Origin of the sequence: Burkholderia contaminans (assembly GCF_029633825.1) — a bacterium.
Classification (GTDB): Bacteria; Pseudomonadota; Gammaproteobacteria; order Burkholderiales; family Burkholderiaceae; genus Burkholderia; species Burkholderia contaminans.
Window position 1 is genome coordinate 921,060 of the sequence record NZ_CP090640.1, and the last position, 15,835, is coordinate 936,894.

Sequence of the window (15,835 nt, forward strand, 5' to 3'; positions counted from 1 at the left end):
CCCGTGCGCCCCCGCGCCCGTTTCCCCGGAAACGGGCCCTACCCGCGCGCGCGGTAGAGATCGGTCAATACCTTGGTCGAGCGCCGCGCCTCGAACAGCGCGGACAGCCGCGCGACGTCCGGGCTCGCGAGATCGCGAATCGCGGCGTCGTCGGCCAGGATGCGGCGGATCAGGTCGAGCTTGCGGCCGAGATCCGACTCGTCGAGCACGACGCCCGGATCGGCTTCCTTCAGCCCGTCGACCAACTGCATGAATTCGGCCTGCAACCCCGGCAACGCGCTCCAGTCGGCGCTGCGGGCGGCGCCCAGCATCCGGCCCGACACGGCGGCGAGCGCCTCGTAACGTTCGAAGTATTCGGCCTTGCGATTCATCTCGATGCTTCCACTGCCTGTTGCGCCGCCATCCGCGCGACTTCCGGGCCGATGCCCGTCCATGCTTCCTCGAGCGTCGCGAGCAGCCTGTCGACCTCGATCAGCATGGCGTCGCTCGCCTGCGCATTGGCTTCGACCAGACGCCGGCAGATATACGCATACAGCGCATCCAGCCGCGCCGCGATCTCGCCGCCCGCATCGAGGTTCAGCGACGCCTTCAGCCCGCTGTCGACGATCCGGATCGCCTTGCCGATCGCTTCGCCGCGCGCGGGCACACTGCCTTGCTGCAGATGCATGCGCGCCAGCGCAACCGCCTGCCGCGCGCCCTGGTACAGCATCGCGATCAACCGGTGCGGGGAAGCGCCCATCACCCCGGTCTCGACGCCGACACGCGCGTATGCACTGGCTCCAGCGTGTCCTGGGGAAAACATGCGCTTCTCCTTGTTATGTCCTGGCTATACGGGAGCCGCCGCCGTGCATCGCACGACGCGGCCTTCACCGGAGTTATCGGAAGGGATTTGGAAAGCTTTAGGCAAGCGGCGCATGCCGCCTGGCGCAGCAAGGCCGGCCCGCGGACCGGGCCGGATGGGCGCCCACGGATCGCTTTCCCCGAATAGCCGCCTTGTCAAACCGCCATCTGCATGACTTCGTTGTAAGCGCTCACTAGCTTGTTGCGGACCTGGAGCCCGAACTGGAAGCCGATGTTGGCTTTCTGCATGTCGACCATCACGTCGTTCAGCGACACGTTCGGCGCGCCGACCTCGAACGCCTGCGCCTCGCCGAGCGCGTGCTGCTGGTCGCCGCTGATCTTGTCGAGCGACGCCTTCATCGCGCTGGCAAACGTGCTGGCCGTCGCCGCGCCCGAGCCGGCCAGGGCCGCCGTCGGGCTCGCGACGCCGCCTGATGCCTGCGCGGCCATCGACTGCATCTGTTGCAACACCGAACCGATTCCGCTGACGTTCGCAGTCATGCTGTCCCCAAAACTGAGAGAGAGACCCGGACGCACCGGGAGATCCGCCGGTGCCGCACCACGCGCACCATGCCGGATTCCGAAAAAGGATAGCAGCGCGCCGCGCGTCAAAGCCGCGAAAGTACGGGGGAAACCCCGCTCTTTTCGGTCGATCGGAGTGCGGCCCTGGTCACGATAATCGCATCGTGTCATTGTCCGCCCGCTCGTCCGAGCGAGCTCAGTCGTCCCGCTCCGGAGAAACTCGACGCATGGATTCGCAGGCCAACTCGCTGATCAACCCAGACGCCCGCGCGGGCCTCGCCAGCCCGGTGCCCGGCGCCGCCGCGGCCGCCGCGTTGCCGGGCGCGGGTGGCGCAGGCGCGGACTTCGGGCTTGGCGGCTTCGCGGAACGCATCCCCGGCATCTCGCGGATGAAGGGCAACCCGAAGCTGCCGTTCCTGATCGCCGTTGCATTCGCGATCGCCGTCATCACCGCGCTCGTGCTGTGGAGCCGCGCGCCCGACTACCGCGTGCTGTACAGCAACCTGTCGGATCGCGACGGCGGTGCGATCATTGCCGCGCTCCAGCAGGCAAACGTTCCCTACAAGTTCGCCGATGCCGGCGGCGCGATCCTCGTGCCGTCGAACCAGGTGCATGAAACGCGCCTGAAGCTCGCCGCGATGGGGCTGCCGAAGGGCGGCTCGGTCGGCTTCGAGCTGATGGACAACCAGAAATTCGGCATCAGCCAGTTCGCCGAGCAGATCAACTACCAGCGCGCGCTCGAAGGCGAGCTGCAGCGCACCATCGAATCGATCAACGCCGTGCGCGGCGCGCGCGTGCATCTCGCGATCCCGAAGCCGTCGGTGTTCGTGCGCGACAAGGAAGCGCCGAGCGCGTCGGTGTTCGTCGACCTCTACCCGGGCCGCGTGCTAGACGAAGGCCAGGTCCAGGCAATCACGCGGATGGTGTCGTCCGGCGTGCCCGACATGCCCGCGAAGAACGTGACGATCGTCGACCAGGACGGCAACCTGCTGACCCAGACCGCGTCGGCATCCGGCCTCGACGCGAGCCAGCTCAAGTACGTGCAGCAGGTCGAGCACAACACGCAGAAGCGCATCGACGCGATCCTCGCGCCGATCTTCGGCGCCGGCAACGCGCGCTCGCAGGTCAGCGCCGACCTCGATTTCTCGAAGGTCGAGCAGACGTCGGAAAGCTACGGCCCGAACGGCACGCCGCAACAGGCCACGATCCGCAGCCAGCAGACCAGCAGCTCGACCGAACTCGCGCAGGGCGGCGCGTCGGGCGTGCCGGGCGCGCTGTCGAACACGCCGCCGCAGCCGGCTTCCGCGCCGATCGTCGCCGGCAACGGCGCGAACGCGCCGCAGACGACGCCGGTGAGCGACCGCAAGGACCAGACGACCAACTACGAAGTCGACAAGACGATCCGCCATCTCGAACAGCCGATGGGCAGCGTGAAGCGGCTGTCGGTCGCGGTCGTCGTCAACTACCAGCCGGTCGCCGACGCGAAGGGCCACGTGACGATGCAGCCGCTGCCGCCCGCGAAGCTCGCGCAGGTCGAACAGCTCGTGAAGGATGCGATGGGCTACGACGAGAAGCGCGGCGACTCGGTGAACGTCGTGAACAGCGCGTTCTCGACCGCGAGCGATCCGTACGCCGACCTGCCGTGGTGGCGCCAGCCGGACATGATCGCGATGGCGAAGGAAGCGGCGAAGTGGCTCGGCATCGCGGCAGCCGCGGCGGCGCTCTACTTCATGTTCGTGCGCCCGGCGATGCGCCGCGCGTTCCCGCCGCCCGAGCCGGCCGCGCCGGCGCTCGCCGCGCCGGAAGATCCGGTCGCGCTCGACGGCCTGCCGGCGCCGGAGAAGGCCGAGGAACCCGACGCGCTGCTGCTCGGGTTCGAGAGCGAGAAGAACCGTTACGAACGCAACCTCGACTATGCGCGCACGATCGCCCGCCAGGATCCGAAGATCGTCGCCACCGTCGTGAAGAACTGGGTGTCCGATGAACGCTGAAGGCTTGACCAAGAGCGCGCTCCTGCTGATGTCGATCGGCGAGGAAGAGGCCGCGCAGGTATTCAAGTTCCTCGCGCCGCGCGAGGTCCAGAAAATCGGCGCCGCGATGGCCGCGCTGAAGAACGTCACGCGCGAGCAGGTCGAGGGCGTGCTGCACGAATTCGCGAAGGAAGCGGAGCAGCACACCGCGCTGTCGCTCGATTCGAGCGACTACATCCGCTCGGTGCTGACCAAGGCGCTCGGCGAGGACAAGGCCGGCGTGCTGATCGACCGCATCCTGCAGGGCAGCGACACGAGCGGCATCGAGGGCCTCAAATGGATGGATTCGGCCGCGGTGGCCGAACTGATCAAGAACGAGCATCCGCAGATCATCGCGACGATCCTCGTGCACCTCGACCGCGACCAGGCGTCGGAAATCGCGTCGTGCTTCACCGAGCGGCTGCGCAACGACGTGATCCTGCGGATCGCGACGCTCGACGGCATCCAGCCGGCCGCGCTGCGCGAGCTCGACGACGTGCTGACGGGCCTGCTGTCCGGCAGCGACAACCTGAAGCGCAGCCCGATGGGCGGCATCCGCACCGCGGCCGAAATCCTGAACTTCATGACGAGCGTGCATGAGGAAGGCGTGCTCGAAAGCGTGCGCCAGTACGACGCCGAACTTGCGCAGAAGATCATCGACCAGATGTTCGTGTTCGAGAACCTGCTCGACCTCGAGGATCGCGCGATCCAGATGGTGCTCAAGGAAGTCGAGTCGGAAACGCTGATCATCGCGCTGAAGGGGGCGCCGCCGGCATTGCGCCAGAAATTCCTCGCGAACATGTCGCAGCGCGCGGCCGAACTGCTCGCCGAGGATCTCGACGCGCGCGGCCCGGTACGCGTGTCCGACGTCGAAACGCAGCAGCGCCGCATCCTGCAGATCGTGCGCAACCTGGCCGAGAGCGGCGCGATCGCGATCGGCGGCAAGGCGGAAGACGCATATGTCTGATTCGGCGAGCGATCGCGCGGGCACCCTCACCGCCTACCAGCGGTGGGAGATGGCGTCGTTCGACCCGCCGCCGCCCCCGCCGCCGCCCGACGACGCGGCAGCGGCCGCCGCCGCGCTCGCCGAGGATCTGCAGCGCGTGCGCGACGCCGCGCACGCCGAAGGCCATGCGGCCGGCCACGTCGAAGGCCGGGCGCTCGGCTACCGTGCCGGTTTCGACCGGGGCCGCGAACAGGGTTTCGAAGCCGGCCAGGCCGACGCGCGTGAACAGGCCGCGCAGCTCGCGGCGCTCGCCGCGTCGTTTCGCGAGGCCGTGTCGACCATCGAGCACGATCTCGCCGCCGACATCGCGCAGCTCGCGCTCGACATCGCGCGGCAGGTGGTCCGCCAGCACGTGAAGCACGACCCGGCCGCGCTGGTTGCCGCCGTGCGCGACGTGCTCGCGGCCGAACCCGCGCTGTCCGGTGCGCCGCATCTCGCGGTCAATCCGGCCGACCTGCCCGTCGTCGAAGCCTATCTGCAGGACGATCTCGATACGCTCGGCTGGACCGTGCGCACCGACGCATCGATCGAGCGCGGCGGCTGCCGCGCCCACGCCGCGACCGGCGAGGTCGACGCGACGCTGCCCACGCGCTGGCAACGCGTCGCCGCCGCGATCGGCAAGGTGAGCACGTGGTGACGCGGCCGCCCGAGGCGCTCGCGCACGACGGCATGACGCCGCTCGAGCGCGAACTCGCGCTCGCGTCGTTCGGCCCGGACGCGCACAACGCCGCGCTGGACACCGCCCAAGACACCACCCCGCACGCCGCCGCTGCAGCGGCCGACGCAGCCGGCGCCACGCCGCGCGCACCGCACAACCCGCATCTCGCGCACTGGCGCACCCACCTGAACGGGCTCGCCGCGCGCAGCCGGCGCGCACTGCCGCTGCGGCCGTGCGGGCGCCTGACGCGTGCGGCCGGCCTCGTGCTGGAAGCGATCGGGCTGCGCCTGTCCGTCGGCGCCGAATGCACGATCGAACTGCCGCCCGGCAGCACGCTGCCGCACGCGGAAGCGGAAGTCGTCGGCTTCGCCGGCGATCGCCTGTTCCTGATGCCGACCACCGACGTCGCGGGCGTGCTGCCCGGCGCGCGCGTATGGCCGCGCGAAAGCGCGCCCGTCGCCGATCCGCTCGCGGGCGCGAAGCGGCTGCCGGTCGGCTGGGAAATGCTCGGGCGCGTCGTCGACGCGTCGGGCCGCCCGCTCGACGGCCTCGGGCCGCTCGCGTCGAAGGTCGATGCACCGCTGTCGGCGCCGTCGATCAACCCGCTCGAGCGTGAACCGATCCACCACGTGCTCGACGTCGGCGTGCGCGCGATCAACGCGCTGCTCACCGTCGGCCGCGGGCAGCGGATGGGCCTGTTCGCGGGCTCCGGCGTCGGCAAGTCGGTGCTGCTCGGCACGATGGCGCGCTACACGAGCGCGGAAGTGATCGTGATCGGGCTGATCGGCGAACGCGGCCGCGAAGTGAAGGAATTCATCGAACAGATCCTCGGCGAGGACGGGCTCGCGCGCTCGGTCGTCGTCGCGGCGCCGGCCGACGTGTCGCCGCTGCTGCGGATGCAGGGCGCGGCCTACGCGACGTCGCTCGCCGAGTATTTCCGCGACCAGGGCAAGCACGTGCTGCTGCTGATGGATTCGCTGACCCGCTACGCGATGGCGCAGCGCGAGATCGCGCTGGCGATCGGCGAGCCGCCCGCGACGAAGGGCTACCCGCCTTCGGTGTTCGCGAAGCTGCCCGCGCTCGTCGAGCGTACCGGCAACGGGCCGGAAGGCGGCGGCTCGATCACCGCGTTCTACACGGTGCTGACCGAAGGCGACGACCAGCAGGACCCGATCGCCGATTCGGCGCGCGCGATCCTCGACGGCCACGTCGTGCTGTCACGCGCGCTCGCCGAGGCCGGCCACTATCCGGCGATCGACATCGAGGCGTCGATCAGCCGCGCGATGACCGCGCTGATCGACGAAACGCACCTCGACCACGTCCGGCAGTTCAAGCAGATGCTGTCGCGCTACCAGCGCAATCGCGACCTGATCGCGGTCGGCGCGTACGCGCCCGGCCGCGACGCGCAGCTCGACCGCGCGATCGCGCTCTATCCGCGCATCGAGGCGTTCCTGCAGCAGGGCTTTCGCGAATGCGCACCGTTCGCGTCGAGCCTCGCCGGGCTCGATGCACTGTTCGACGCTTACGGAGGCTGATCCAGATGGCACACGGCTTTCCCCTCCAGTTGCTGCTCGACCGCGCGCAGGAGGATCTCGACTCCGCCACGAAGCAGCTCGGCACCGCGCAGCGCGACCGCACCGCGGCCGCCGAGCAGCTCGACGCGCTGCTGCGCTACCGCGACGAATACCACGCGCGCTTCTCGCAATCCGCGCAGCACGGGATGCCGGCAGGCAACTGGCGCAATTTCCAGGCGTTCATCGATACGCTCGACGCCGCGATCGCGCAGCAGCGCAGCGTGCTGGCCGCGGCCGAAGTCCGTATCGACGAAGCACGCCCGAACTGGCAAAACAAGAAACGCACCGTCGGCTCGTTTGAAATCCTGCAGGCGCGCGGCGTCGCGCAGGAAGCGAAACGCGACGCCCGGCGCGAACAGCGCGACGCCGACGAACACGCCGCGAAGATCCTGCGCATGCGGGCCGACGCGGCCCGTTCGTCGTAACCGACCACCGCATTCGAACGAGAGAACCGACATGCCTCCCCTGCCCCTGCTCGGCGCGCTGCTCGACACCGCCGGCACCGCACTCAAGGCCGCCCGCGGCGCGGGTGCGTCCAGCGCCGCCGGCAACGATGCCGCGACCGCGACGACCGCCGTGCCGTTCGCGCAGACGCTGAAGCAAAGCGTCACCACCCGTCGCGACGCGTCGAATGCCGACGTGCCGGATGCGTCGACGCAACAGGCTTCGTCGAAGCCGGCCGCCGGCACGAAGCCGTCCGTCAACGATGACGACGACACGACCGACGATACGACCACGAACGCCGCCACCAACCCCGACGCCGCCGCGCTCGCGGCGGCCGCGGCCGTGCAGGCGCAACTGCAGGCGCGCACGGACAACGCGGTGCCGACCGATGCGGCTGCCGCCGCGGCCGCTGCGCAAAAGACCGCCGTGTCCGGCCAACCCGATGCCACGGCCACGCTGGCGGATCACGCGGCCAGCGACGCGGCCGCCCAGACCGCCCGAGCCACGCCGGCGACGAGCCGCGACGCGCTGCAGGAAGCGCTCGCCGGGCTGACGGGCGGCTCGGGTGCGATCGCGATGCCCGCGGCCGGTACGACGGCGTCCGCACCCGCGTCGACCGCGTCGACCGCGGCGACCGCCACGGCCGCGCCGCTGACGCCGAAGGTGCCGACCTTCGACCGCACGCTCGCCGACGCGAAGGGCGCGCTCGCCACCCAGCAAGCGCCCGCGCAAGCCACCGCACAGGCGCTGCAGGCCAACGCGAACGCGCAGTCGGGCGAGCAGCACGCGCTCGCGGCAGCCAGCGGCGCGGCGGACCCGGCCGCCAGCGCGACGCTCGCGGCCGGCGCCACGGCTGCGGCCGCGGCCCGAGCGAACCTGCAGCTGTCGCCGGCCGCGGGGCGATCGCCGCCGCGAACGCGCACGTGCTCGCGCCGCACATCAGCACGCCGGACTGGACGGACGCGCTGAGCCAGAAGGTCGTGTTCCTGTCGAATGCGCACCAGCAGAGCGCCGAACTGACGCTCAATCCGGCCGATCTCGGGCCGCTGCAGGTCGTGCTGCGCGTCGCGGACAACAACGCGCACGCGCTGTTCGTGTCGCAGCACCCGCAGGTGCGCGAAGCGGTCGAAGCCGCGCTGCCGAAGCTGCGCGAGGCCATGGAAGCGGGCGGCCTCGGGCTGGGCAGCGCGACCGTCAGCGACGGCGGCTTCGCCTCGCAGCAACAGAACCCGCAGCAGACCTTCGCCCACGGCCAGCCGTCGCGGCGCGGGAGCGGCGGATCGTCAGCCGGCGATGCACCGGTCGACGCTGCGCAATCCGCACCGGCCGCCGCGAGCGTGAGCCGCGCCGGCCTCGTCGATACGTTTGCCTGAGCATGGCCGCCGCCGTGCGCGCGCCGCTCAGCGGCCGTGCACCGCCGCGGCCGCCTCGCCGCGCGGCGCCGCGCCCTTGCGCGTGGCGACGATGAAATCCGCCGCGCGTTCGCCGATCATCACCGACGGCGCATTCGTATTCCCGCCGACCAGCGTCGGCATCACCGACGCATCCACCACGCGCAATCCTTCGACGCCGCGCACGCGCAGTTGCGGATCGACGACCGCGCGCGCATCCGAACCCATCCGGCAGGTGCCGACCGGGTGGTAGATCGTGTCGGCATGCTCGACGATCGTCTTGCGCAGCTCCGCTTCGCTCTGGTCCGCCCGCGTGTACAGCTCGCGCCCGCCCTGCGACGCGAGCGGCGCCTGCGACAGGATCTTGCGCATCGCCTGCGTGCCGCGCACGAGCAGGTCGAGATCGCGCGAATCGCTGAAGAAGCGCGGATCGATCAGCGGTGCGTCGCGCGCATCGCCGCTCGCGAGCGCCACCGTGCCACGGCTGAACGGCCGCAGTGCACACACGTGCAGCGAATAGCCGAAACCCCAGTGCATCTTGCGGTTGTGGTCGTCCACGAGCGCCGTGCAGAAATGCAGCTGCAGGTCGGGACGCTCGAGCGACGGATCGCTCTTGATGAAGCCGCCGGCCTCCGCGACGTTGCTCGTCATCATCCCGGTGCGGCTCGAGAAATAGCGCGCGAGCGCGGGCGTCATCTTCGCGATCCCGCGCAGGCACACGCCGACCAGCTCCGATGAATTCACGCGCGTATTGATGATGAAATCGATATGGTCGATCAGGTTCGTGCCGACGTCCGGCGCGTCCTGCACGACCGCGATCCCGTGCCGGCGCAACTGCTCCGCCGGGCCGATCCCGGAGCACATCAGCAGTTGCGGCGAATTGAACGCGCCGGCCGACAGGATCACTTCCGCGCGCGCGTCGAGCACCTCGACGCGCCCGTTGCGCGCGACAGCGACGCCGGCCGCCCGCTTGCCGTCGAACGTGACGCGCAGCACCGTCGCATCGGTGATCACATGCAGGTTCGGCCGGTTGCGGCCATAGATATACGCGCGGGCGACGCTGCAGCGCGAGCCGTCGCGGTGCGTGACCTGGTAGAAGCCGACGCCTTCCTGTGTCGCGCCGTTGAAGTCGTCGTTCAGCGGATAGCCGGCCGCGTGCGCGGCCTGGATGAATCGTTCGGAGAACGGATTGCGAAAGCGCAGATCCGACACCGTGAGCGGGCCGTCCGCGCCATGCCACGCATCGGCGCCGCGCGCGTTGCCTTCCGCACGACGGAAATACGGCAGCACGTCCTGCCAGCCCCAGCCCGTCGCGCCGAGCTGCGCCCATTCGTCGTAGTCGCCCGGGTGGCCGCGCGTGTAGATCATCGCGTTGATCGCGCTCGAGCCGCCCATCCCGCGCCCGCGCGGCTGGTAGCCGCGCCGCCCGCCGAGGCCCGGCTGCGGCACCGTCTCGTAGCCGTAGTTCGTGCCGAGCTTGAACGGCACCAGTGCCGCGATGCCGACCGGCATGTTGACGAGCAGGTTGCGCTCCGTGTGCGAGCCGGCCTCGATCAGCGCGATCGTTGCATCGGGGCAGGCATCGGCGAGACGGCCTGCCAGGCTCGAGCCGCCCGAACCACCGCCGACGATGATGTAGTCGTATTGCATGTCACGTCTCCGTCGTGTCATGAAAGGCCGCCACGCGACCGCGTCCCCTCTTGTAATGTTCGGGCATTGTAGGAATGGCCGTCGCGCACGCGGCGCGCGGATTCAAGAGCGATTCCTCTAAACGCCCGCGTGAACTAAATTTAAGATGTATCGATTCGCTTTGCGCGACGCGCCGGCCACGAGAAGCCGATCCGTCGCGAAACGGGAGTGACGACGATGCAGCGCCAGGTTCTGCAGGCCGCGTGTCGACCGGGTTGTCCGGATGCGATGCGCGCAGCCCGCATTTCATTTCAAACGGCTGCCCGTGCGCGGATGCACGACGTCATGCGCACGGTCGATCGAAATCGAACGGCACGTGTCGTCGCCGACCGTTTGGACGGTTGGTCGCCGCAGCGGCACGATGCGCCGCGGCATGATGTGACGGACCCGTCGCGCTGCCCCGCTTCGGAGCGCCGGCGGGTAGTCGGGCAGCCGCGTCGCGCGCCCGGCAACAGTCGCATAGCGCCACCTGCACATGCGCATCGACACGGTTTCCGGATGCGCACACCGTCGCGTGGATGCGACGCCCGCTGCACGCTTCAACCGGTTTTCGAGCATACGTCGCATCCGGCCCCGTGCCGCGCGACCCGCACCACCCCGATCCGCGTCGCCGCGCTCGCCGAGCGTGCGCGTGCGGCGTGACGGCCGGCCGACCAGCCCGGCCCAACTGGAGGAGACGACATGAAGAACGACCTGCCCGAACTGGCCCCGCAAGCGCTGCCGTCGGTGGATGCGCTGACGGCGCTGCTGCGCGACCAGCGCGCGGCCTACCTGCGCGCGCCGTATCCGGCATGGGAAACGCGCATGAAGCACTTGCGCGCGCTGCGCACGATGCTGATCGACCATGCGGATGCACTCGCCGAAGCGATCAGCGCCGATTTCGGTCATCGCGCGAAGCAGGAAGTGCTGCTGTCGGAAATCTGGATGGCGAAGGAAGAGATCGACGACGCGCTCAAGCACGGCAAGCGCTGGATGAAGCCGATCCGCAAACCGATGAACAAGTGGCTGCGCCCGGCGCGCGCGAAGGTGATTCCGCAGCCGCTCGGCGTGGTCGGCATCGTCGTGCCGTGGAACTACCCGGTGCTGCTCGCGGCCGGCCCGCTGATCTGCGCGCTCGCGGCCGGCAACCGCGCGATCATCAAGATGTCCGAACTGACGCCGCGCACGTCGGCGCTGTTCGAGCAGCTCATCGCCAAGACCTTCACGCGCGACCACGTCGCGGTCGTGAACGGCGATGCGGAAGTGGGCGCCGCGTTCAGCGGGCTGCCGTTCGATCATCTGCTGTTCACCGGCTCGACGCACGTCGGCCGCCACGTGATGCGCGCGGCCGCCGACAACCTCACGCCCGTCACGCTCGAACTCGGCGGCAAGTCGCCGGCGATCGTCGGCCCGAACGCGCGCTTCGATGCAGCGGTCGACGCGATCGTCGCGGGCAAGACGCTGAATGCGGGCCAGACCTGCATCGCACCCGACTACGTGCTGCTGCCGCGCGGGATGGAAGCCGCGTTCATCGAGCGCGCGCGCGCACGGTTCGCGAAGCTGTATCCCGACCTGTCGGCCAACGGCGACTACACGACGATCGTGTCGCCGCGCCACTACGCGCGGCTGCAGCAGCTCGCGAGCGACGCGCAGGCGGCCGGCGCGCAGCTGCATCCGCTGTCCGATGCGCAATCCGATCCCGCATCGCGCCGCTTCGTGCCGTGCGCGGTCACGCAGGTGCCGGCCGCGTCGCAACTGATGCAGGAGGAAATCTTCGGGCCGCTGCTGCCGCTCGTGCCGTACGAACGGCTCGACGAAGCGATCGCATACGTGAATGCGCGCCCGCGTCCGCTCGCGCTCTACCTGTTCGACGAGGACGGCGGCACGATCGACCGCGTGATGCGCGAAACGATCTCGGGCGGCGTGTCGATCAACGAAACGCTGATGCACATCGCGTGCGGCAGTCTGCCGTTCGGTGGTGTCGGTGCGAGCGGCATGGGCGCATATCACGGCTACGACGGCTTCGTGACGTTCTCGAAGATGAAGCCGGTGCTCACGCAGGCGCGCCTGAACGCGCGCAACCTGCTCGCGCCGCCGTACGGCAAGCGCTTCGCCGCGCTGATCAAGCTGATGCTGAAGTTCTGAGGGGAACGGGCCGCGCGCATCGCGCCGCGGCCCGCACGTGCATGCCGCGCGGCAAGGGTGCCGCGCGCGCCGTCACACGGGCCAGAGCGGCCCTTCCTGCATCGCGCCGATCTGCTCGCGCAACTCGAGCACGCGCGCCTCCCAGTAGCGATGCGTGTTGAACCACGGAAACGCGGCGGGAAAGGCGGGATCGTCCCAGCGTCGCGCGAGCCATGCCGCGTAGTGGATCAGCCGCAGCGTGCGCAGCGCTTCGACGAGATGTAGCTCGCGCGGCTCGAATTCGCAGAAATCCTCGTAGCCGGCCAGCAGGTCCGCCAACGCGCGCGACGCGCCTTCGCGATCGCCCGGCAGCAGCAGCCACAGATCCTGGATCGCGGGCGCCATCCGGCTGTCGTCGAAATCGACGAAGTGCGGGCCGGCATCGGTCCACAGCACGTTGCTCGGATGACAGTCGCCGTGCGTGCGCAGCAGGCGGATCTCGCCCGCCCGCTCGAACGCGGCCTCGACACCTTCGAGCGCGAGCGTCACGGCCGTCTCGTATGCGGGCCGCACATCGTCCGGAATGAAATCGTGCGCGAGCAGGTAGTCGCGCGGCTCGTAGCCGAACGTGTTGATGTCAAGCACGGGGCGCGCGACATACGGCTGCGTCGCGCCGACCGCATGGATCCGGCCGATGAAGCGGCCGAGCCATTCGAGCGTGTCGCTGCGATCGAGATCGGGCGCGCGGCCGCCGCGCCGCTCGAAGATCGAGAAGCGGAAGCCGTCGAACGCGTGCAGCGTGCGGCCGTCGAAGGTGCGCGCGGGCACCGCCGGAATCTCGCGCGCGGCGAGTTCGGCGACGAACGCGTGCTCTTCGAGGATCGCTTCGTCCGACCAGCGCGCCGGACGGTAGAACTTCGCGACGACCGGCGGGCCGTCTTCGATGCCGACCTGATAGACGCGGTTTTCGTAGCTGTTGAGCGCGAGCAGGCGCCCGTCGGTGCGCAGGCCGGCCGGTATCAGCACGCTGTCGAGCGCGTCGAGCACGCACTCGGGCGTGAGTCCGGCGAACGGCGGGCCGGCGGGAGAAGCGGGAGCGGAAGTGACGTCTTTCATGCCCCGCATTGTGCCGCCAGCCGGGCTGAAAGACGAGCGCCCGGTGCGGTGGTTGCGCTTAGTGAAGCGCCGCGCCGGCCGGCAGCACGGATTCGCCGGTGTCGATCAGGTCCTCGAGAAAGAACGGCTCGGTGTTGAGTTCCTTGGACTCGCCCGGTACGCCCGCGTACCAGGTCACCATGGCCATGTCGCCCAGGACGCGCTGGACGATGCCGCGCGCGCCCTTCGGCACCGCGATATGGGTAGTGCAGACAATCGACCCGACATGCATGATGGTTCCCCACTCTTGAATCTTGAAACCCGGCCCGCTGGCGAGCCGGCAAATGCACGATCCGCGCGCTCTCGACGGAGCGTTGCGCGTAATCCCATTGTTCACGGTTTATCGAAGCACGAAAAGAAGAAGAAGCAGGCGAAGTGCCGCGAATTCGTCGAATGTCTCCAATCAACCACTACGCCGGAGCAGGCGCTTGCCCGCCCGGTTACCCCCATCATACCCTGTCGAATGTGACTGCCCGCCGAATCCCCGGCATCACCGCGGCGCGCACGTGACCCACGCTCCACGTGCACCGTGAATCCGGTATCGGGTCGCCAGGCAATTTCGCGCGACTGCGATTGCCGAATCACGCGACGTCGTCATCACCTTCCCCCTGCCTCGAACGCAGCCGGCACAGCGACGGTTGCGCACGCATCGCCCAGCGCCCTTCGTCATGCGATGCGCCGCCGACAGATGTTGCGTCCGGTGCAGGCGTTGCGGTACCTTTGATGCTCATTCGCGTTCCAGCGCATTCCGACACGATGCATCCGCTCACGTCCGTCCTCGCAAAATCCCGGCCGCAGTTCGACTCGCGGCCGCAGGCGTGCGCGCATCCGTCGGTCCTTCCTCCTCCTGTCGCACCGCCGCTCGTCGGCGCCGCGCCGCCCCCGCCGGCGGCACGCGCCGGCTGACCCGCCGGCTTTTCGTTTCGTCCTCCATTCGCCCGCAGGCTTGCATTCGTGCGTCGTGACGCACGGCGGATTGCTGCGCGTGCGGATGGAACATTCCGATCCGTTCGACAGGTGGATTCACATGGTTTCGTTCAAACGCGCGCTCGCCGCGCATGGCGCGACGTCGCTCTTCGTGCTGCTGTGGAGCAGCGGTGCGATCTTCGCTGAACTCGGTCTGCGTCACGCCTCCGCGTTCGTCTTTCTCACCGCACGTTTCGCACTGGCATCGCTCGTGCTGCTCTGGCTGGCCTTCGTGCGCAAACGCTGGCTGCCGCCGCGCGGCGAGCGTCGCATGGCCGCGCTGACCGGCTTGCTGATGATGGGCGGCTATTCGATCTTCTACCTGCTCGCGCTCGAACGCGGGATCGCGCCGGGCGTGCTCGCGACGATCCTCGGCGTGCAGCCGATCCTCACGCTCGCGATCGTCGAGCGGCGCTGGCAGCTCGTCCGTGTCGCGGGGCTCGCGCTGTCGCTGGCCGGCCTCGCGCTCGTCGTGCTCCGCGGCGTAGGGGACGGCGGCCTGTCGCTTGCGGGCATCGCATGCGCGCTCACCGCGCTCGTCGCGCTGACCGCCGGCTCGCTGCTGCAAAAGCGCGTACGAGCGGCGCCCGCCGACGTATTGCCGCTGCAGAATACGATCGGCCTCGCACTGTGCGTGGCGATCGTGCCGTTCCGGCCGGTGTCGTTCGACATGAGCTGGGCATTCGTGATCCCGCTGCTGTGGCTCGGCATCGTGATTTCGGTGATCGCGCAACTGCTGTTCTACCGGTTGATGCAGCGCGGCGATCTCGTCAACGTGACGAGCCTGTTCTATCTCGTGCCCGTCGTCACCACGCTGATGGATGCCGCGTGGCTCGGCAACCGGCCCGAGCCGCTCGCACTCGCCGGCATGGGGGCCATCATCGCGGGGCTCGCACTCGTGTTCCGCGCGCCGGCGCCCCGCATGCAACCCGACCGCGCATGAGCGGGCGTGCCGCCGCGCCAGCGAGTGCGGCGGCACGCATCGGACACATACGACGAATCCGCGAAAGTCGAAAGGCACGAGAAAGACATACGCAAGGCATTCGTCTGACTTGCGGGGAAGAATGCGTGATTCGTCAGGCTTTCCGCCGATTTTTAATGGTTCGGATAGCGAAAAGCACTGCCGGTTGCCTATACTCGAATTGACCGCCCCGCTCGCAATCGGGCCGGACCAATACTAGAAACACCCGGCATGGGGCCGGAGCAAGCGCGCAAGCGCCCACTCCGGTCGACCTTGGAGACACGCATGACGACCTACTTCACGATCGGCGACTTCATCCTGTTGATTCCGATGGCGCTGGCCGGAGCGCTGTTTCTCGGCGCGGTGCCGTGCGCAACCGAATTCCGCCACAACCTGCTGCGCGTGCTGGGCGTCATCCTCGGCGTCGGCGTCGCGGTGCTGCTCGTCGAAGGCCTGCCTGCGCTGATCTAGCGGCGCAACCCGTGCGCGGCGCGCATCGCTGCAGTGCAGCGATGCG

The 15,835-nt window shown here is 69.2% G+C and carries 15 protein-coding genes and 1 pseudogene; 9 read left to right on the forward strand and 7 right to left on the reverse strand.

The window, feature by feature from the left end; translation table 11 throughout:
- Positions 1–38: 38 nt before the first annotated feature.
- From LXE91_RS04340 to fliE, 3 genes are all read right to left on the reverse strand, one after another.
- Complete coding sequence (locus LXE91_RS04340) at positions 39–371, reverse strand: flagellar protein FliT (protein ID WP_039354754.1); 333 nt, start codon at positions 369–371, stop codon at positions 39–41.
- Positions 368–802, reverse strand: coding sequence for a flagellar export chaperone FliS (gene fliS / locus LXE91_RS04345; RefSeq protein ID WP_039354751.1), 435 nt, complete (start codon positions 800–802; stop codon positions 368–370). The genes LXE91_RS04340 and fliS overlap by 4 nt, the downstream gene beginning before the upstream one ends.
- A gap of 194 nt (positions 803–996) precedes the next feature.
- The gene (gene fliE / locus LXE91_RS04350) at positions 997–1,341 is read right to left on the reverse strand and encodes a flagellar hook-basal body complex protein FliE (RefSeq protein WP_039354748.1); all 345 of its coding nucleotides are present in this window, start codon (positions 1,339–1,341) and stop codon (positions 997–999) included.
- A 248-nt stretch (positions 1,342–1,589) separates the two neighbouring features.
- Between fliE and fliF the strand changes: the two genes are divergently transcribed.
- The 6 genes and pseudogenes from fliF to LXE91_RS04380 all read left to right on the forward strand — a co-directional run bounded on the left by fliF (position 1,590) and on the right by LXE91_RS04380 (position 8,426).
- Positions 1,590–3,353: a flagellar basal-body MS-ring/collar protein FliF gene (fliF, locus tag LXE91_RS04355; RefSeq protein WP_039354745.1), complete on the forward strand. Its 1,764-nt coding sequence runs from the start codon at positions 1,590–1,592 to the stop codon at positions 3,351–3,353.
- Entirely contained in the window at positions 3,343–4,338 is a 996-nt protein-coding gene (gene fliG, locus LXE91_RS04360) for a flagellar motor switch protein FliG (protein ID WP_039354740.1), read from the forward strand. The genes fliF and fliG overlap by 11 nt, the downstream gene beginning before the upstream one ends.
- A complete protein-coding gene (fliH, locus tag LXE91_RS04365; RefSeq protein ID WP_278068116.1) occupies positions 4,331–5,014 on the forward strand; it encodes a flagellar assembly protein FliH in 684 nt (227 codons plus the stop codon). Before fliG ends, fliH begins: the two co-directional genes overlap by 8 nt.
- 32 nt (positions 5,015–5,046) lie before the next feature.
- Positions 5,047–6,570: a flagellar protein export ATPase FliI gene (fliI, locus tag LXE91_RS04370; protein ID WP_220497548.1), complete on the forward strand. Its 1,524-nt coding sequence runs from the start codon at positions 5,047–5,049 to the stop codon at positions 6,568–6,570.
- Positions 6,571–6,575: 5 nt separating this feature from the next.
- A complete protein-coding gene (gene fliJ, locus LXE91_RS04375) occupies positions 6,576–7,034 on the forward strand; it encodes a flagellar export protein FliJ (protein WP_039353905.1) in 459 nt (152 codons plus the stop codon).
- A 31-nt stretch (positions 7,035–7,065) separates the two neighbouring features.
- A pseudogene (locus LXE91_RS04380) lies at positions 7,066–8,426 on the forward strand (flagellar hook-length control protein FliK).
- Between the two features lie 27 nt (positions 8,427–8,453).
- Here LXE91_RS04380 and LXE91_RS04385 read toward each other — a convergent pair.
- On the reverse strand, positions 8,454–10,094 hold the full coding sequence (locus LXE91_RS04385) for a GMC family oxidoreductase (protein WP_039353899.1): 1,641 nt from the start codon (positions 10,092–10,094) through the stop codon (positions 8,454–8,456).
- 720 nt (positions 10,095–10,814) lie between these two features.
- Between LXE91_RS04385 and LXE91_RS04390 the strand changes: the two genes are divergently transcribed.
- The gene (locus LXE91_RS04390) at positions 10,815–12,257 is read left to right on the forward strand and encodes a coniferyl aldehyde dehydrogenase (RefSeq protein ID WP_039353893.1); all 1,443 of its coding nucleotides are present in this window, start codon (positions 10,815–10,817) and stop codon (positions 12,255–12,257) included.
- 72 nt (positions 12,258–12,329) lie between these two features.
- Here LXE91_RS04390 and LXE91_RS04395 read toward each other — a convergent pair whose 3' ends face one another.
- From LXE91_RS04395 to LXE91_RS04405, 3 genes are all read right to left on the reverse strand, one after another.
- Positions 12,330–13,352: a serine/threonine protein kinase gene (locus LXE91_RS04395; RefSeq protein ID WP_321199746.1), complete on the reverse strand. Its 1,023-nt coding sequence runs from the start codon at positions 13,350–13,352 to the stop codon at positions 12,330–12,332.
- Positions 13,353–13,410: 58 nt separating this feature from the next.
- The gene (locus LXE91_RS04400) at positions 13,411–13,623 is read right to left on the reverse strand and encodes a hypothetical protein (protein ID WP_011353523.1); all 213 of its coding nucleotides are present in this window, start codon (positions 13,621–13,623) and stop codon (positions 13,411–13,413) included.
- Positions 13,624–13,972: 349 nt separating this feature from the next.
- Positions 13,973–14,122, reverse strand: coding sequence for a hypothetical protein (locus LXE91_RS04405; RefSeq protein WP_157644975.1), 150 nt, complete (start codon positions 14,120–14,122; stop codon positions 13,973–13,975).
- Between the two features lie 296 nt (positions 14,123–14,418).
- Between LXE91_RS04405 and LXE91_RS04410 the strand changes: the two genes are divergently transcribed.
- Positions 14,419–15,300 carry a DMT family transporter gene (locus LXE91_RS04410; protein WP_039353922.1) on the forward strand — a complete coding sequence of 294 codons (882 nt, stop codon included), beginning with the start codon at positions 14,419–14,421 and terminating at the stop codon, positions 15,298–15,300.
- Positions 15,301–15,603: 303 nt separating this feature from the next.
- On the forward strand, positions 15,604–15,789 hold the full coding sequence (locus LXE91_RS04415; protein ID WP_011353526.1) for a hypothetical protein: 186 nt from the start codon (positions 15,604–15,606) through the stop codon (positions 15,787–15,789).
- Positions 15,790–15,835: the final 46 nt, after the last annotated feature.